The sequence below is a fragment of the Micromonospora sp. AP08 genome, from assembly GCF_008085935.1.
GTDB lineage: Bacteria > Actinomycetota > Actinomycetes > Mycobacteriales > Micromonosporaceae > Micromonospora > Micromonospora chersina.
In genome coordinates this window covers 101,921-118,469 of sequence record NZ_VSEZ01000002.1, presented here as the reverse complement: position 1 = coordinate 118,469, position 16,549 = coordinate 101,921, and the positions used below count along the sequence as shown (strand labels likewise).

The 16,549-nt window shown below is 74.0% G+C and carries 15 protein-coding genes; 13 read left to right on the top strand and 2 right to left on the bottom strand.

Annotated elements, in window-relative coordinates:
* Positions 1-4: 4 nt before the first annotated feature.
* The 6 genes from FXF50_RS03855 to FXF50_RS03830 all read left to right on the top strand — a co-directional run bounded on the left by FXF50_RS03855 (position 5) and on the right by FXF50_RS03830 (position 6,932).
* On the top strand, positions 5-1,042 hold the full coding sequence (locus FXF50_RS03855) for an ABC transporter substrate-binding protein (RefSeq protein ID WP_148425826.1): 1,038 nt from the start codon (positions 5-7) through the stop codon (positions 1,040-1,042).
* Entirely contained in the window at positions 1,039-1,875 is an 837-nt protein-coding gene (locus FXF50_RS03850; protein WP_148425825.1) for a siderophore-interacting protein, read from the top strand. Before FXF50_RS03855 ends, FXF50_RS03850 begins: the two co-directional genes overlap by 4 nt.
* Positions 1,876-2,089: 214 nt before the next feature.
* Positions 2,090-3,205, top strand: coding sequence for a Xaa-Pro peptidase family protein (locus tag FXF50_RS03845; protein ID WP_187399497.1), 1,116 nt, complete (start codon positions 2,090-2,092; stop codon positions 3,203-3,205).
* Positions 3,202-4,344: an acyl-CoA dehydrogenase family protein gene (locus FXF50_RS03840; protein WP_091307236.1), complete on the top strand. Its 1,143-nt coding sequence runs from the start codon at positions 3,202-3,204 to the stop codon at positions 4,342-4,344. The genes FXF50_RS03845 and FXF50_RS03840 overlap by 4 nt, the downstream gene beginning before the upstream one ends.
* Before the next feature lie 91 nt (positions 4,345-4,435).
* Positions 4,436-4,945: an Lrp/AsnC family transcriptional regulator gene (locus tag FXF50_RS03835; RefSeq protein ID WP_148425823.1), complete on the top strand. Its 510-nt coding sequence runs from the start codon at positions 4,436-4,438 to the stop codon at positions 4,943-4,945.
* 277 nt (positions 4,946-5,222) lie between these two features.
* Entirely contained in the window at positions 5,223-6,932 is a 1,710-nt protein-coding gene (locus FXF50_RS03830) for a CDP-glycerol glycerophosphotransferase family protein (protein WP_255509873.1), read from the top strand.
* Positions 6,933-7,066: 134 nt separating this feature from the next.
* On the opposite strand, the gene FXF50_RS03825 is transcribed toward FXF50_RS03830, so the two are convergent.
* Positions 7,067-7,678 carry a histidine phosphatase family protein gene (locus tag FXF50_RS03825; protein ID WP_148425821.1) on the bottom strand — a complete coding sequence of 204 codons (612 nt, stop codon included), beginning with the start codon at positions 7,676-7,678 and terminating at the stop codon, positions 7,067-7,069.
* A gap of 156 nt (positions 7,679-7,834) precedes the next feature.
* Here FXF50_RS03825 and FXF50_RS03820 point away from each other — a divergent pair, with 156 nt between their 5' ends.
* Positions 7,835-8,029 carry a CsbD family protein gene (locus FXF50_RS03820; RefSeq protein ID WP_148425820.1) on the top strand — a complete coding sequence of 65 codons (195 nt, stop codon included), beginning with the start codon at positions 7,835-7,837 and terminating at the stop codon, positions 8,027-8,029.
* Between the two features lie 141 nt (positions 8,030-8,170).
* Here the strand turns inward: FXF50_RS03820 and FXF50_RS03815 are convergent, their stop codons facing one another.
* Positions 8,171-9,577, bottom strand: a complete 1,407-nt coding sequence (locus FXF50_RS03815) for a KamA family radical SAM protein (RefSeq protein ID WP_148425819.1) — start codon at positions 9,575-9,577, stop codon at positions 8,171-8,173.
* 155 nt (positions 9,578-9,732) lie between these two features.
* Between FXF50_RS03815 and FXF50_RS03810 the strand changes: the two genes are divergently transcribed.
* Genes FXF50_RS03810 through FXF50_RS03785 form a run of 6 tightly spaced genes read left to right on the top strand, consistent with a single transcriptional unit; the run spans position 9,733 to position 16,444 of the window.
* Positions 9,733-10,782 (top strand): zinc-binding alcohol dehydrogenase, encoded by a 1,050-nt coding sequence (locus FXF50_RS03810; RefSeq protein ID WP_187399552.1) that lies wholly within the window; start codon positions 9,733-9,735, stop codon positions 10,780-10,782.
* A gap of 5 nt (positions 10,783-10,787) precedes the next feature.
* Positions 10,788-12,362, top strand: coding sequence for an amidohydrolase (locus FXF50_RS03805; protein ID WP_148425817.1), 1,575 nt, complete (start codon positions 10,788-10,790; stop codon positions 12,360-12,362).
* A complete protein-coding gene (locus tag FXF50_RS03800) occupies positions 12,359-13,918 on the top strand; it encodes a lysine 5,6-aminomutase subunit alpha (protein WP_148425816.1) in 1,560 nt (519 codons plus the stop codon). Before FXF50_RS03805 ends, FXF50_RS03800 begins: the two co-directional genes overlap by 4 nt.
* A 53-nt stretch (positions 13,919-13,971) precedes the next feature.
* Positions 13,972-14,724, top strand: coding sequence for an OAM dimerization domain-containing protein (locus FXF50_RS03795; RefSeq protein WP_148426260.1), 753 nt, complete (start codon positions 13,972-13,974; stop codon positions 14,722-14,724).
* On the top strand, positions 14,721-15,113 hold the full coding sequence (locus tag FXF50_RS03790; protein ID WP_148425815.1) for a hotdog domain-containing protein: 393 nt from the start codon (positions 14,721-14,723) through the stop codon (positions 15,111-15,113). Before FXF50_RS03795 ends, FXF50_RS03790 begins: the two co-directional genes overlap by 4 nt.
* Entirely contained in the window at positions 15,110-16,444 is a 1,335-nt protein-coding gene (locus FXF50_RS03785; protein ID WP_148425814.1) for a glutamate mutase L, read from the top strand. Before FXF50_RS03790 ends, FXF50_RS03785 begins: the two co-directional genes overlap by 4 nt.
* Positions 16,445-16,549 lie beyond the last annotated feature (105 nt).

The following is a 16,549-nucleotide window of genomic DNA, read 5'->3' as shown; positions in this document are numbered from 1 at the left end:
CGCCATGCCCGATGCCCTGTCCCGCCGCCGGCTCTCCCGCCGTGGCCTCCTCGCCGCCGCCGGCGCCGCCGGCCTCGGCGCCCTCCTCGCCGGCTGCGGCAAGGACGGCGACGGCGCCGCCACCAGCGCCGCCCCCACCGGCGGCCCCTGGTCGTTCACCGACGACCGGCAGCAGAAGGTCGACGCCGCCGCCCGGCCCGCGCGGATCGTCGCCTTCACCGGCGTGGCCGCCGCCCTGGTCGACTTCGGACTCGACAAGCAGATCGTCGGCGTGTTCGGCGAGACGAGGAAGGCCGACGGCAGCAAGGAGCCGCAGGCCGGCGACCTGAACGTCGAGCAGGTCGAGATCCTCGGCAACGCCTGGGGCGAGTTCAACCTGGAGAAGTACGCCGGCCTCCGCCCCGAGCTGCTGGTCACCCACATGTACGACCCGGACGCGCTCTGGTACGTCCCGGACGAGAGCAAGGCGAAGATCCTGCCGCTGGCCCCCAGCGTCGCGATCACCACGGCCCGCGTGCCGATGACCCGCCCGATCGAGCGGTACGCCGCACTCGCCGGCTCCCTCGGCGCCGACCTCGGCGCGAAGAAGGTCACCGACGCGAAGGCCCGGTTCGCCGCGGCCGCCGAGGCGGTGCGCCAGGCGGTCAAGGGGAACCCCGGCATCAGGGTGATGGCCGCCTCCGGCAGCCCGGACCTGTTCTACGTCTCCAACCCCAAGGTCAGCACCGACCTCATGTACTTCGCCGAGCTCGGCGTCGACCTGGTGGTGCCGACCAAGCTCGAACAGGGCGACTACTTCGAGGCGCTGAGCTGGGAGAACACCGGCAAGTTCCCGGCCGACCTGATCCTGCTCGACAACCGGCCCACGGCCCTGCAGCCGAAGGACCTCGCCGCGAAGCCCACCTGGGCGCAGCTGCCGGCGGTCAAGGCCGGCCAGGTCACCCCGTGGGACGCGGTGCCCCGCTTCTCGTACGCCGGCGCCGCCCCGCTGCTGGAGAACCTGGCCACCGCGATCCGGGGCGCGAAGAAGGTCACCTCGTGACCACCGCGGTCGCCCTGCGGTACCGGTTCTACGCCGCCCGGGTGCTCGCCACCCGGACGGTGGGCGACTGCCTGGTCCGGGTCACCTTCGGCGGCGACGACCTCGGCGAGTTCGCCGGCGGCGGCCGGGACCAGAGCGTCTCGGTCTTCCTGCCGCACCCCGGCCAGGGCGCCCCGGTCGTCCCCGTCGAGGCGGGCGAGGACTGGTACGCGGCCTGGCGGGCCCTGGACCCGTCGGTGCGCGCGGTGATGCGCTCGTACACGATCCGCGCGCAGCGGCCCGAACGCAACGAGCTCGACATCGACTTCGTCCGGCACGGCGACACCGGCCCGGCCACCCGCTGGGCCGGCCGGGCCCGCCCGGGCGATCAGGTGCTGCTGCTCGGGCCGGCGGCGCCCGACGAGCGCACCGTGCGCTTCCAGCCGCCCACCGGCGCCGACGCCGTGCTGCTGGTCGCCGACGAGACCGCGCTACCGGCCGTCGGCGGGATCCTCGACTGGCTGCCCGCCGGCACCCCGGTCCGGGCCTTCGTCGAGGTGCCCACGGCCGGCGACATCCAGCCCCTGCCCACCGCCGCCCGCGCCGAGGTGACCTGGCTGGTCCGGGGCGCCACCGGGCCGGGCAGCAACCTGCTGGCCGACACGCTGCGCGGCGCCCGGCTGCCCGGCGTCGCCCCGTACGCCTGGATCGCCGGCGAGGCCGGCATGGTCCGGGCGGTCCGCCGGCACCTGGTGGGCGAGCGCGGCCTGGACCGCCGCCGGGTCACCTTCGCCGGCTACTGGCGGCGTGGCGCGTCGGAGGAGGACCTCCGGGCCGAGGCCGCGACCGCCTGACCGGCCCGGCGGCGCCGCCTGCACGCCGCCGAGGCGGCCCGCCGGGCCCGCGCGCAGAAGCTGCGGTTCTCCGGCACCATCGTCGCCTCGCAGGCGTTCATCGTGGTCGGGGAGCTGCTCCAGGCGTCCGGGCTCACCAAAGCCCGAGGCGGACCGGATGGCCGGGGTCTGAGCCGCCACCGGGGTCCGCGACCGCCCAAACGACCGTTAAGCTTTGGGGGTGGGAACCGACGAGCTGTACCCGGCCGAGCGGCTGGCCGCCGCCCAGCGCGCCACCGCCGCCGCGGGCCTGGACGCGCTGCTGCTCACCCCCGGCTCCGACCTGCGCTACCTGACCGGTTACGACGCCCACGAGGGGGAGCGGCTCACCTGCCTGGTGCTCCCCGCCGAGGGCGAGCCCACCCTGATCGTGCCGGTTCTGGAACGCCCCGGCGCCGAGGCCGCCCCCGGCGGCGGCTACCGGATCGTCGACCACGCCGACGGCACCGACCCCTGGCCGCTGGTGCGCGCCGCGCTGCCCGGCCCCGTCGCCGCCGTCGGGCTGGCCGACCGGATGTGGGCCGAGCAGGTGCTCGCCCTGCGCGCCACGCTGCCCGACGCCGCGCAGCGGCTCGCCTCCGAGGTGCTGCGCGAGCTGCGCATCCGCAAGTCGCCCGCCGAGATCGCCGCACTGGCCGAGGCGGGCGCCGCGATCGACGCCGTGCACCGGCGAATGGGGGAGTGGCTGCGTCCCGGCCGCACCGAGGTCGAGGTGGCCGCCGACATCGCCGCCGCCATCCGGGCCGCCGGGTACGTCCGCGTCGACTTCGTCATCGTGGCCGCCGGCCCCAACGGCGCCAGCCCGCACCACGGCACCGCCGACCGGCCGATCCGCCCCGGCGAGCCGGTCGTGGTGGACATCGGCGGCACCATGCCGTCGGGCTACCGCTCCGACTGCACCCGCACCTACGTCGCCGGCGGCCCCGCCCCGGCCGAGTTCACCGACTACTACGCGGTCCTGCACGAGGCGCAGCGCGCCGCCGTGGCGGCCGTCCGCCCGGGGGTGAGCGCCGAGGCCCTCGACGCGGTCGCCCGGGACATCATCACCGCCGCCGGCCACGGCGACGCGTTCCTGCACCGCACCGGCCACGGCATCGGCCTCGACACCCACGAGGAGCCGTACGTCGTGGCCGGCAACCCCCGGCCCCTGGAGGCCGGCATGGCGTTCTCGGTCGAACCCGGGATCTACCTCGCCGGGCGGCACGGCGCCCGGATCGAGGACATCGTCGTCTGCACGACGGACGGCGGGCAACGGCTCAACACCACCCCCACGGAGCTCATCGCGCTATGACTGTCGACCGGATCCTCCCCACCGACGAGGCCCACGACCTGCTGGACCTCGCCACCGAACTCGCCGACCGGGAGCTCGCCCCCAAGGCCGCCGGCTTCGAGGAACGCGCCGAGTTCCCCCGCGAGGTGCTGCGCACCCTGGGCCGGGCCGGCCTGCTGGGCCTGCCGTACGCCGAGGAGCACGGCGGCGCCGCCCAGCCGTACGAGGTGTACGTCCAGGTGCTGGAGATCCTGGCCAGCCGGTGGCTCGCCGTCGCCGAGGCGGTCAGCGTGCACACCCTGTCCTGCTACCCCCTCGCGCAGTTCGGCACCGACGAGCAGCGCAAGCTGCTGCCCGACATGATCGGCGGCGAGCTGCTCGGGGCGTACTGCCTCTCCGAGCCGCAGGGCGGCTCCGACGCCGCGGCCCTCACCACCAAGGCGGTCCGCGACGGCGACGCCTACGTCGTCTCCGGCACCAAGGCGTGGATCACCCACGCCCGGGTCGCCGACTTCTACAACATCTTCTGCCGCACCGGCGGCCCCGGCCCCAAGGGCATCTCCTGCCTGCTGGCCGACCGGAACACCCCGGGCATCCACCCGCAGGCGGCCGAGCGCACCATGGGCCTGCACGCCTCCCCGGTGGCCCAGATCGCCTTCGACGAGGCCCGCGTGCCCGCCGAGCGGCTGATCGGCGGCGAGGGCAGGGGCTTCACCATCGCCATGTCGGCGCTGGACTCCGGGCGGCTCGGCATCGCGGCCTGCGCGGTCGGCCTGGCCCAGGCCGCCCTGGACTACGCCATCGGCTACGCCCGGGAACGCCAGCAGTTCGGCCGGGCGATCATCGACTTCCAGGGGCTCGGTTTCACCCTGGCCGACCACGCCACGCAGATCTCCGCCGCCCGGGCGCTGCTGCTGGCCGCGGCCCGGCTGCGCGACGCCGGCCGGCCGTACTCGATCGAGGCGGCGAAGGCGAAGCTGTTCGCCACCGACGTGGCCATGCGGGTGACCACCGACGCCGTGCAGGTGCTCGGCGGCGCCGGCTACGTCGCCGACCACCCGGTCGAGCGGTACATGCGCGAGGCCAAGGTGCTCCAGATCGTCGAGGGCACCAACCAGATCCAGCGGCTGGTCATCTCCCGGGCCCTGGCCAAGGGCTGACCGACGCGGTGCGCGACCGCCCGGCCCGCACAGCGTCATGGCGGCGGGCCGGGTGCGACGTGGGAGCGCTTTTACCGGTAGGTTGCACCGCGTGGAGGAGATCGACCGCGCCATCGTCGCCGCACTGACCGGGGACGGTCGGCTGTCGTACACGGACCTGGCCGAGCGGGTGGGCCTGTCGGTGTCCGCCGTGCACCAGCGGGTCCGCCGGCTGGAGCAGCGCGGCGTCATCAAGGGGTACGCCGCCCGCGTCTCGTTCGAGGCGCTGGACCTGCCGCTGACCGCGTTCGTGGCGATCCGGCCGTTCGACCCCTCGCAGCCGGACGACGCCCCGGAGCGGCTGGCCCACCTGCCGGAGATCGACTCGTGCTACTCGGTGGCCGGGGAGGACTTCTACCTCCTGCTGGTGCGGGTGGCCAGCCCGGCGGACCTGGAGCGGGTGCTCCAGGAGATCCGCACGGCCGCGAACGTCACCACCCGGACGACCGTGGTGCTCTCCACCCCGTACGAGCACCGCCCGCCGAAGGTCGGCCCGGAGCCGGTGCATCCGCAGCGGCTCCGCGGCGTCGCGGCGGAGTCGGCGGGTTCGCAGGCGGGTTGACCGCCCACAGCGAGCGGTCCTCACCTCAGCCGCCGACCCGGCGCGGGCGTCGCCGGGCGACGGCAGGTGGTGTCGCGCGTGCGCCGGTGGCGGCCGGGACCCGGGGGCGATCCGGTCCGCCTGCGCGTTGAACCACCGTTCACCGGGCCGTGGGGGCCCGGGGAGCGGGCAGCTAGTGGAATAAGGAGTGGGCGTTGCAACAGAACTTCCGGGCGACATGCCGGGATCGGGCGGGGCGGCTGCCGCGGTGCAACCCGTCGTCGGTGGGGGTCGGGCGGTGACGGCGTCGAAGCCGGGTCGCTCCCGGTTGAACGGATGGCTGGCCGAGGCGCGGACGTCGGCCGTCGGGACCCGACTGCCCGCCTCGGCGGTCGAGGTGACGGCCCTCGCCGCCCTGCTGCTGGCGGCGGTGGGAGACTCCCGCCTCTGGGCGCTTCCCCCGGCCGTCCTCGCGTTCGGCCTGCTGGCCTGGACGTGGCGCGGCGGCTCGGCGGACGTCGGAACGTCCGTCGTGGCGCGCGTCCTCCTGCTCGCCACCGCCTACCTGCTCGGCGCGGTGCACGGCGGCCTTGATCCCGCCCTGGCCGTCGGTGTCGCCGTCGCGGGCCTGGCGGTCATCGCCGAACCGCTGCTGGCGTCGGCGTTCGAGGCCGTCTACCCCGTCTCGGCCAACCTCCCCGGGATCGGGTGGCGGTCCGGCCGTGGCCCCGACCCGGGTCGGGTGGGGCTGGTCAACGGCGCCGCGGTGCTCGTGGCGCTGGTCTGCGCGTTCACCGGCGTCTCCGGGGTCGTCGCCCTGGTGGTGGCGGTCGCGGCGCTCGGGTTGACGCTGTTCACCGGGTTGCAGGGCCTGAAGCAGGTGCGGGCGCGGCGCAACGCCGAGGCCAGACTGCTCAAGACGCTGACCGCCTACGAGCCGGTCTTCCTCGTGCACTGGAACGCGCCGGCGGGCACCGCCTACCAGCTCGCGATGTGGCTGCCCTACCTGGAACGCCTCAACCGGAAGTTCTTCGTGCTGGTGCGCAACCAGACCAACTTCAACGAGGTGGTGGGCCTCACCACGGCCCCGGTGGTGATGCGGATGGGGCTGAACCAGCTCGACGAGGTCATCGCCCCGTCGCTACGGGCGGCCTTCTACGTCAACACCGCGACGGTCAACAACCACGTCGTGCGGTACACGAACCTGAAGCACATCCAGCTCAACCACGGCGACAGCGACAAGGTGCCGAGTCACAACCCGGTCTTCCGGCTGTACGACAAGAACTTCGTCGCCGGCCAGGCCGCCATCGACCGGTTCGCGGCCAACGGTGTGCGCATGCCCGCGGAGATGTTCACCATCGTGGGGCGCCCCCAGGTGGAGAACGTCGCCATCGCGACCGGGCCGATCGCGTCGATCGCCAACCCCCGGGTCCTGTACGCCCCGACGTGGGCCGGCTTCTACGCCGACTCCAACTACTCGTCCCTGCTCGTGGGCTACGACATCATCAAGGCGCTCGTCGCCCGTGGGTGCAGCGTCGTGTTCCGGCCGCATCCGTACAGCCAGCGGTCGGCGGCGCTGGCCCGCGAGTGCGACCGCATCCGCACGCTGCTGGCCGACGACCGCCGGACGAACGGACGGCCGCACGTCTTCGGGGCCGAGGCCGAGGTGGCCATGACGGTCGCGGACTGCTTCAACGCGTCGGACGCCATGGTGTCGGACGTGTCGAGCGTGGTGGCGGACTACCTGTACTCGGAGAAGCCCTTCGTGATGGTCGCCGTCTCGACGCCGGCGGCCCGGTTCCCGGAGGCGTTCCCGCTGGCGCGGGCGGCCTACGTGATCGACGCGCACGGCGGCCGGTTGCAGGGGCTCGACACCGCCCTCGACGACCTCCTCGGTAGCGACCCGCTCGCCGCCGCCCGCCGCGACCTCAAGAAGTACTACCTCGGGGACATCCCGTCGGACCGGTACGCGCAGCGCTTCCTCGACGAGGCCTCGCGCTACCTCTGAGCGACCGGCCACGATCGGCTCCGGTTCGGCATCGACGCCGACCGGAGCCGGTCGTGTTTCTGGCACCGCTTTCGCAGTCCTCAGGCCGCACGCCCGCACCGCACGGCGTGCCGTGGGGGACCGGCCGCCGGGGATCAGTGCCGAGCGGTCCGGTCCGGGCCGGGCGGGTCGCTCTGCGGGACCGGCTGGTTCCACCGGAGGATGACCCGCCGGCCGTGCTCGTGACCGAGCACGCTCACGGTGGCGGTGTCCAGCCGCAGCAGCCCGCCGGCGGACGGGGGCAGGCCGATCCAGCGCGCGCCGAGCACCCGCAGGCTGTGCGCGTGGCCGACCAGCGCGACGCTGCCGCACTCCAGCAGCGGGGCCACCCGGTCGAGCACGCGGTCGAGCCGGGCGCCGACCTCGGCCGGTGACTCGCCGCCGGGGCAGCCGTCGGTCCAGATGTTCCACGCCGGGTTCTCGTCGTGGATGTCGGCGGTGGTGCGCCCCTCGTAGACGCCGTAGTTCCACTCCGCCAGGTCGGGATCGGTGGCGTCGACGGTGAGCCCGGCCAGGTGCGCGGTGCAGGTCGCCCGCTGGCGGGGGCTGGACAGCACCCGGACGAAACGCCGGCCGGCGAGCGCCACGGCGAGCGCGCGGGACTGCCGCTCGCCGTCGGGGGTCAGCTCCAGGTCGGTGTACGAGGTGTGCCGCCGGCTGGCGCTCCAGGTGGTCTCGCCGTGCCGGATCAGCAGGATCTCGCTCACCAGCCCAGTCAACCACGGACCGGCGGTCCGGACCGCCGGGCGACCTCAACCTATCTTCCTAGGATGCCTTACGCGATGTGCGCACGGGCACAGCGTTTGTGCGGACCGGCACGGGGGAGGCAACCGACGGAAGCCCGAACGAGCCGAGGAGGCGGGATGAGCTTCACCGACAAGGCCAAGAGCCGGGCCCAGGAGTTGGCCGGCGCGGCCAAGGAGCGGATCGGCGACGCCACCGACAACGAGCGGTTGCGGGCCGAGGGCGCCAACGAGCAGAGCGCCGCCCGGGCGCGGCAGGCCGGGCAGAACGTCAAGGAGGCCGGACGCAACGTCCGGGGCGCCTTCGACAAGTGATCCGTACGGCGGCGGGCCCCCGGATCGCCCCGGGGGCCCGCCGCCGTGTGCGTGGGTGCGGTGTTCAGGTACGCCCCGCGCACCTGAACGGCCGTCGCCCCCGCGGCCGGTGGCTCGCGGGGGCGACGGGGTGGTGCGGGGTCAGTCGTCGCGGTGGGCGGTCCACCAGGACTGGCCGGCCTCGGGCAGCGTGTCGATCGGGTCGTAGTAGGCGTAGCGCTTGTTGAGCGCTTCGAGGTCCGCGGACTCGATCGAGGTGCGGTAGTTCTTGGTCCAGTACGAGATGCCGCGCTCGCGGTCGTACTCGGTGAGCATGTGCACCCAGCGCTTGCCGACGAACGGGACGTCGCAGACGATCCGCGGGGTGGCGTAGCCGGGCAGGTAGCCCATGATGTCGTGCTGGAGCTGCTGGGCGTGCCAGACGGGGACCCGCCAGTGCTCGGCGTTGGGGATCATGTCGCACATGTAGAAGTAGTACGGCAGGATGCCCGCCTCGCCCTGGAGCGCGAAGCACAGGTCGAGCAGGTCGGCGCTGGTGGCGTTGACGCCGCGCATGAGCACGCCCTGGTTGCGGACGTCGCGAACGCCGACGTCGAGGGCGGTCTGGGCGGCCTTGGCGACCAGCGGGGTGATGGACTGCCGGTGGTTGACGTGGGTGTGGATGGCGAGGTTGACGCCCCGTCGGGCGGCGGTGCGGGCGACCCGTTCGAGGCCCTCGACGACGTCGGCCTGGAGCCAGTGCTGGGGCAGGCCCATGAGGGCCTTGGTGGCGAGCCGGATGTCGCGGATGGTCTCGATCTCGAGCAGCCGCATGAGGTAGGACTCGAGGTTCTTCCACGGCACGTTGGCCACGTCGCCGCCGGAGACGACGACGTCACGGACGCCGGGGTGGCCCTTGAGATAGGCGATGTGGGCGTCGTAGCGGTCGACGGGCTTGAGGGTGAGCTTGAGCTTGTCGACGGCGGGGGTGGAGTTGCCGACGAGGTCCATCCGGGTGCAGTGGCCGCAGTACTGCGGGCAGGTGGAGAGCAGCTCCGCGAGGACCTTGGTGGGGTAGCGGTGGGTGAGACCCTCGGCGACCCACATGTCGTGCTCGTGGAGGCTGTCGCGGCTGGCGTAGGGGTGGGAGGGCCAGTCGGTGCGCCGGTCGGAGGCCACGGGGATCATGTAGCGGCGGACCGGGTCGGCGAGGAACGCCTCGGTGGTCATGGGCTCGAACGGCACCATGGTGTTGAGCATCTGCGGCGGCACCAGCATGGACATGGTGGCCAGGGCCTTCTGGTCGGCCTCCAGGTCGGCGTAGAAGGTCTCGTCGACGAGGTCGCCGAGGACGGTGCGCAGCTGCTTGATGTTCTTGACGCAGTTGACCCGCTGCCACTGGGCGTTCTCCCACTGCTCGCGGGTGACGTGGCGCCAGCCGGGGAAGCGGGTCCAGTCGGGTTCGACCAGGGGGCTGCGGCGGTATTCGTACGGCTGCCCGGCGGTCGGTACGGCGACCGGGGCGTGACGGGGTTGAGGGATGGTCTCAACCGGTTGGGTCTGGGTCACGGCCCCTCCTGACATGTGGTGCGGGTGATCAGCGATCCTGAAGGCTACTGGAAAATATCCGGTGAAGAAATTAGTCTGCCGGAAGTTTTCCCGCGACGCGAGCCCTGGTCGGGGGTTCGGGCGGCTGGACATAGGGGGTCGGCGTGACGTCACCGGTGGGTCTGCACCGAGTCGTGGAACCGGCGGGGGTGCTGCCGCAGGCGGCGTGGCGGCTGGACGCCGACCCGCGGATCGCGGCGAACGAGGTGCGCATCCGGGTCGAGCGGCTGAACCTGGACGCGGCGAGCTTCCGGCAGCTGTCGGAGAAGCACGGCGGCGACGGGGAGAAGGTCCGCGCCGAGGTGCTGGAGATCATCTCGACCCGGGGGAAGATGCAGAACCCGGTCACCGGTTCCGGCGGCATGCTGATCGGCACCGTCGAGGAGGCGGGGAAGCGGTCCCCGCTGGGGTTGCGGCCGGGTGACCGGGTGGCGACGCTGGTGTCGCTGACGCTGACCCCGCTGACGATCCTCGACGGGCTGGCCCGCTGGGACGGGCGCAGCGAGCAGGTGCCCTGCGACGGCTACGCGATCCTGTTCGCCCGGTCGATCGCCGCGGTCCTGCCCGGCGACCTGCACCCGGAGCTGTCGCTGGCGGTGCTGGACGTGTGCGGGGCGCCGGCGCTGACCGCCCGGGTGGTGGCCGAGCAGGTGGCGCGGCGGCGCCGCGAGGACGACGGGCGTCCGGTGACCGTGGCGGTGATCGGTGGCGCCGGCAAGAGCGGCTCCCTGTCCCTGGCCGCGGCGCGGCGGGCGGGCGCCGGCCGTACCGTCGGGGTGGTGCCGGTGGCGGCGGAGCGCGACGCCCTCGAAGCGGCCGGCCTGGCCGACGTGGTGGCGTTGGCCGACGCCCGTGACCCGGTGGGGCTCTCCACGGCGGTGACCACGGCGCTGGGCGCGCCGGCGGACGTGACGGTGGTCTGCGTGGACGTGCCGGGCTGCGAGCACGGCGCGGTCCTCGCCACCGAGGACGGCGGCACGGTGATCTTCTTCTCGATGGCGACGAGCTTCGCGGCGGCGGCGCTGGGCGCGGAGGGCCTGGCCGCGGACGTGACGATGCTGGTGGGCAACGGGTACGTGCCGGGGCACGCCGAGCTGGCGCTGGAGCTGCTGCGCGCCGAGCCGGGGGTGCGTCGTCTGTTCGAGGCCCGGTTGGCGGCAGACTGAGCATCATGACGAACCCCTCGACCTTGTACCGCGGCGGAGTGCTGCACTGTCCGGCCGATCCGAGCGCGACGGCGTTGCTGGTGCGTGACGGGCGGATCGCCTGGCTGGGCGCCGACGCCGACGCGCCGGCCGCCGACCGGGTGGTGGACCTGGGCGGGGCGCTGGTGACGCCGGCGTTCGTGGACGCGCACGTGCACGCCACCGACACGGGGCTGGCCCTGTCGGGGCTGGACCTGTCGGCGGTGCGGTCGGCGTCCGGGCTGCTGGAGGCGGTGGGCGCGTTCGCGGCGGCGCTGCCGGCCGACGCGGTGGTGCTGGGGCACGGCTGGGACGAGTCGTCCTGGGCGGAGCCGGCCCTGCCCGACGCGGCGGCGCTGGACCGGGCGGCCGGGGGCCGGAAGGTGTACCTGTCGCAGGCGTCGATCCACTCGGCGCTGGTGTCGACGGCGCTGCTGGCGGCCTGCCCGGACGCGGCGGCCGCGGCCGGATACGACCCGTCGGGTTGGCTGCGCCGGGACGCGCACCACGTGGTGCGGGCGGCGGCGTTCGCGTCGGTGACCCGGGCGCAGCGGGTGGCGGCGCAGCGGCGGGCCCTGGAGCACGCGGCGTCGCTGGGCATCGCCGCGGTGCACGAGTGCGGTGGCCCGGACATCTCCGACGAGGAGGACTTCACCGGGCTGCTGGGCATCTCGGGGGCCGGGGTGCCGGAGGTGTACGGGTACTGGGGTGAGCTGCTGGGCGCGGCGAAGGCGCGGGAGCTGGGTGCGGTGGGCGCCGGTGGTGACCTGTTCGCCGACGGGGCGCTGGGCTCGCGGACGGCGCACGTGTCGGCGGCGTACCTGGACGGGGAGCCGGGGGCGTGCGGGCACGGGTACGTGAGCGCGGAGCAGGTGCGTGACCATCTGCTGGACTGCGCGGCGCACGGCGTGCAGGGCGGTTTCCACGCGATCGGGGACGCGGCGATCGGCACGGTGCTGGAGGGGTTCGCGCAGGCGGCGCGGAAGGTGGGCGTGGACCGGTTGCGGGCGGCCCGGCACCGGATCGAGCACGCGGAGATCATGAGCAAGCGGTTGATCGCCGGGTTCGTGGAGTACGGGATCGTGGCGTCGATGCAGCCGGCGTTCGACCGGTTGTGGGGTGGCGCGGGCCGGATGTACGAGTCGCGGCTGGGTCTGTCCCGGTCGTTGGAGTCGAACCCGATGGGCGCCATGCACGGGGTGGGGGTGGCGTTGGCGTTCGGGTCGGACTCGCCGGTGACGCCGCTGGACCCGTGGGGGTCGGTGCGGGCGGCGGCGGCGCACCACAACCCGGTGCAGCGGATGAGTGTGCGGGCGGCGTTCGCGGCGCACACCCGCGGCGGGTGGCGGGCGGTGCACCTGGACAACGAGGGGGTCCTCGCTCTGGGCGCGCCGGCGACGTTCGCGGTGTGGGACACCCCGGCCGGGGTGGAGCGGGGCCTGCCGGTGTTGCAGGCAGAGGACCCGGAGGCGCGCGGCGCGGACGACCCGACGCCGCTGCCGGTGTGCCGGGCCACGGTGCTGCGCGGTGACGTGATCTATCAGGAAGGCTCTCTCGAGTGACAGGCAAGCTTGGGTTGGATCCGGCGCTTGTGGCGCGGGCGCGGGAGTTGGCGCGCCGGGCCGGGCAGCCGGTGGTGGATCTGGCGCGCAGCCACACCACGGTGTCGGTGGAGCGGGCGGTGCTGCGGCTGGCCGGGGTGACCGGCGCCGACCCGGACGGCATCCCGTGGGTGAACCGCCTCGTGGACGCGGTGGTGGCCGATGTGGGTCTGGGGCACGGGGTGGCGGTGCCGGTGTTCGACGCGCTGGCGCGGGAGCAGATCGGCGACGTGACGTTGCTGGCGCAGAAGGCCGCCGCCGGGTCGGTGCGGTTCACGCTGCCCACGGGCAAGGCCGCGACGGCGGCCCGGCGGGCCGCGCGGAAGGCGGTCGCCGCGGGTGTGCGGCAGATCGACCGGCGGCGGGCCGAGCGGGACCGCCTGGTCAAGCGGTACGGGGATCCGAGGCAGCGGCCGTGGATCTACCTGATCGTGGCGACCGGTGACATCTACGAGGACATCCCGCAGGCGCAGGCGGCGGCGCGGGCGGGCGCGGACATCATCGCGGTGATCCGGTCCACGGGGCAGTCGCTGCTGGACTACGTGCCGGAGGGCGCCACCCGGGAGGGCTTCGCGGGCACGTACGCGACGCAGGAGAACTTCCGGCTGATGCGGGCGGCGCTGGACGAGTCGTCGCGGGAGCTGGGCCGGTACGTGCGGCTGACGAACTACGCGTCGGGCCTGTGCATGCCGGAGATGGCCACCCTGGCGGGCCTGGAACGGCTCGACATGATGTTGAACGACTCGATGTACGGGATCCTGTTCCGCGACATCAACCCGATCCGCACGTTCGTCGACCAGCGGTTCTCGCGGCAGGTGCACGCGCGTGCCGGGATCATCATCAACACCGGTGAGGACAACTACCTGACCACCGCGGACGCGGTGGACGAGGCGCACACGGTGACGGTGTCGCAGCTGCTCAACGAGTACTTCGCGCACGAGGCGGGGCTGGCCGACTGGCAGCTGGGGCTGGGGCACGCGTTCGAGATCAACCCGGACGTGCCGGAGTCGTTCCGGCTGGAGCTGGCGCACGCGCTGCTGGCCCGGGAGCTGTTCCCCGACGCGCCGCTGAAGTGGATGCCGCCGACGAAGCACATGACCGGTGACGTGTTCCGCGGCAACCTGCTCGACGGGTTCTTCAACCTGGTGGGCACCATGACCGGGCAGGGCATCCTGCTGGTCGGCATGATGACCGAGGCGGTGGTCACCCCGTGGCTGTCGGACCGGGACATCGCCCTGCAGAACGTGCGGTACGTGCTGGGCGCCGCCGGCGGGTTGCACGAGGACTTCGTGCCGGCGCCGGGCGGGTTCATCCAGCAGCGCGCCCACCGGGTGCTCGGCGAGGCCGTGGACCTGCTGGACCGCATCGGTGACCAGTCGCTGCTGACGGCGATCGCCGAGGGCACCTTCGGGATCATGAAGCGGCCCGCGGACCGGGGCAAGGGCCTCGACGGCGTCGCGAGGCACGAGGCCGACTACTACAACCCGGCCACGGACATCCTGGAGCAGGCGGCATGAGCGAACGCACCGAGCGAAGCGAGGGCCGTGAGGGCATGCCCGGCCAGCACGGCATGACGGAGAAGAAGATCGTCCGGCCGTACGGGGACACCACCGGCGACGGCATGGTGCAGGTGTCCTTCACGTTGCCGGTGCCGCACGACAAGCGCGCCGAGGGCGCCGCCGTGCAGCTGGCCAACAAGATGGGCATCGACCCGGCGATGCTGGTCCACGCCAAGCAGATGGGCGACGGGTTCACCTTCTTCGTCGTCTACGGGCGGGTGAACCACCTCGTCGACCTCGACAAGGTGCAGGTGGTGGAACGGGACTTCCCGCTGCTGTCGGCCAAGGAGGTCAACACGGTGGTGAAGCAGAGGATGCGGCGCAAGCTGTCCGTGGTGGGCGCCTGCATCGGCACCGACGCGCACACCGTCGGCATCGACGCGATCCTCAACGTGAAGGGCATCGCCGGGGAGAAGGGCCTGGAGTACTACCGGGAGCTGAAGGTCACCAACCTGGGCGCGCAGGTCAGCGTCCCCGAGCTGGTGGAGGCGGCCCGGCGGGAGAAGGCCGACGCCGTGCTCGTCTCCCAGGTCGTGACGCAGCGCGACGCGCACCTGCACAACACCCGGGAGATGTCCGCCGCGTTCCGGGAGGCCATGCCCGCCGGGAAGCGGCCCCTGCTGATCGTCGGCGGGCCCCGCTTCGACGAGACCATGACCGGCGAGCTGGGCGTCGACCGGATCTTCGGTCGCGGCACCACCCCCGGCGAGGTCGCCAGCTACCTGGTGCACGCCCTGATCACCGAGAAGAAGGCGAGAGCATGAGCGACTCCCGGGTCGGCCTGACCGTCACCCACCGCCGGTACGTGCCGTACTCCCACGCCCACTACGCGGGCAATCTGGTCGACGGTGCGTACGCGCTGGGCTTGTTCGGGGACGTCGCCACCGAGGTGTGCATCCGCACCGACGGCGACGAGGGGCTGTTCGCCTCCTACTCCGACGTGCAGTTCAAGGCGCCCATGAAGGCCGGTGACGTGCTGGAGGTGGTCGCCACCGTCACCCGGGTCGGCACGCGCAGCCGCACCATCGACTTCGCCGCCCGGGTGGTGTGCCGGGGCCGCCCCGACAAGTCCGAGTCGGCCGCCGAGGTCCTCGACGAGCCGATAGTGGCGGTCACCGCGACCGGCACGGTGGTCGTCCCCGCGACGGCGTGAACCTCGCCGTCTGCGCCGACGTCGGGTCGACGTACACCAAGGCCGCGGTGGTCGACCTCGACGGCGGCCGCCTGGTCGGCGCGGCGGCCGCCCCGACCACCGTGGGCACCGACGTGCTGCACGGCCTGGACGCCGCCGTCGGCGCCGCCACCGCCGGGCTCACCGCCGGGGACCTGCCCTGGTACGTCTGCTCGTCGGCCGGCGGTGGCCTGCGGCTGGCCGTCATCGGCTACGAGCCCCTCGTGACCGCGCAGGCCGGCCGGCGGGTCGGGTTGTCCGCCGGGGCGAACGTGGTGCACGTGGCCGCCGGGCGCCTCGGCCAGGCGGACCTGACGGCGCTGCGGGCCGCCCGCCCCGACGTGGTGCTGCTCGTCGGCGGCACCGACGGCGGCGACGCGGACACCCTCACCCACAACGCCACCCGGCTGGCGCGGGCGCGCTGGCGGGTGCCGGTGGTCCTCGCCGGCAACGCCGACGTCCGCGACGACCTGCACGCCCTGCTGGCCGCGGCGAAGGTGCCGGTCACCGCCGCCGACAACGTGCTGCCCCGCATCGGGGTGCTCACGCCCGCGCCGGCCCGCGCCGCGATCCGGGAGGTGTTCCTGCGGCACGTCATCGGCGGCAAGAAACTGTCCCGCGGCGGCCGGTTCGCCCGGCTGGTGCGGGCCGCCACCCCCGACGCGGTGCTCACCGGCGTGGAGGTCCTCGCCGACGCCCTCGGCGGGGACCTGGCCGTCGTCGACGTCGGCGGCGCCACCACCGACGTGTACTCGGTGCTCACCCCCGACGAGCGGGACAGCGGCCCCAGCCAGGAGGTCGCCGGCACGCTGTGGCGGGCCCGTACCGTCGAGGGGGACCTCGGCATGCGGTGGAGCGCCCCCGGCGTGGTCCGCGCCGCCGCCGAGGAGCGGCTGCTCGCCGCGGGGGAGGCCGACGACCTGGCCGCCGCGGCGGCCGTGCGGGCCGCCGAGCCCGGGTTCCTGCCCACCGACGACGCCGACCGGGCCGCCGACCGGCGCATCGCCGCGCTCGCCGCGACGGTGGCGCTGCGCCGGCACGCCCGCGGCGCCGCCACCGGCGAACGCGCCGGCCGGGACCTTCGCGACATCAAGGTCATGGTCGGCTCCGGCGGGGTGCTGCGCCACGCCGACCCCGGCGACGCCGCCGCGGTGCTCGCCGCTGTGCTCGCCGACCACGCCGGCGGGTGGCCGCTGCCCCGCGCCGCCCGCGCCGTCGTCGACGTCGACTACGTCCTGGCCGCCGGGGGGCTGCTCGCCGCCGACCACCCCGACGCGGCGGCCACGCTGCTGCGCCGGCACCTCGCCGGCTGAACGCGCCGGGCAGTTCGGCGGCGACGCCTGACGGGGTATCGAGACTCGCCGACGCGACACGCCGTGTCGCAACACACGACAGGCCCGGGTGGGTTGACAGCGGCG

What these genes read in the sequence shown, in the direction of transcription:
- FXF50_RS03805 (WP_148425817.1), top strand. Translation starts at nt 10,788, where the DNA reads ATGACGAACCCCTCGACCTTGTACCGCGGCGGAGTGCTGCACTGTCCG.
- FXF50_RS03820 (WP_148425820.1), top strand. Translation starts at nt 7,835, where the DNA reads ATGAGCTTCACCGACAAGGCCAAGAGCCGGGCCCAGGAGTTGGCCGGC.
- FXF50_RS03840 (WP_091307236.1), top strand. Translation starts at nt 3,202, where the DNA reads ATGACTGTCGACCGGATCCTCCCCACCGACGAGGCCCACGACCTGCTG.
- FXF50_RS03790 (WP_148425815.1), top strand. Translation starts at nt 14,721, where the DNA reads ATGAGCGACTCCCGGGTCGGCCTGACCGTCACCCACCGCCGGTACGTG.
- FXF50_RS03855 (WP_148425826.1), top strand. Translation starts at nt 5, where the DNA reads ATGCCCGATGCCCTGTCCCGCCGCCGGCTCTCCCGCCGTGGCCTCCTC.
- FXF50_RS03795 (WP_148426260.1), top strand. Translation starts at nt 13,972, where the DNA reads ATGACGGAGAAGAAGATCGTCCGGCCGTACGGGGACACCACCGGCGAC.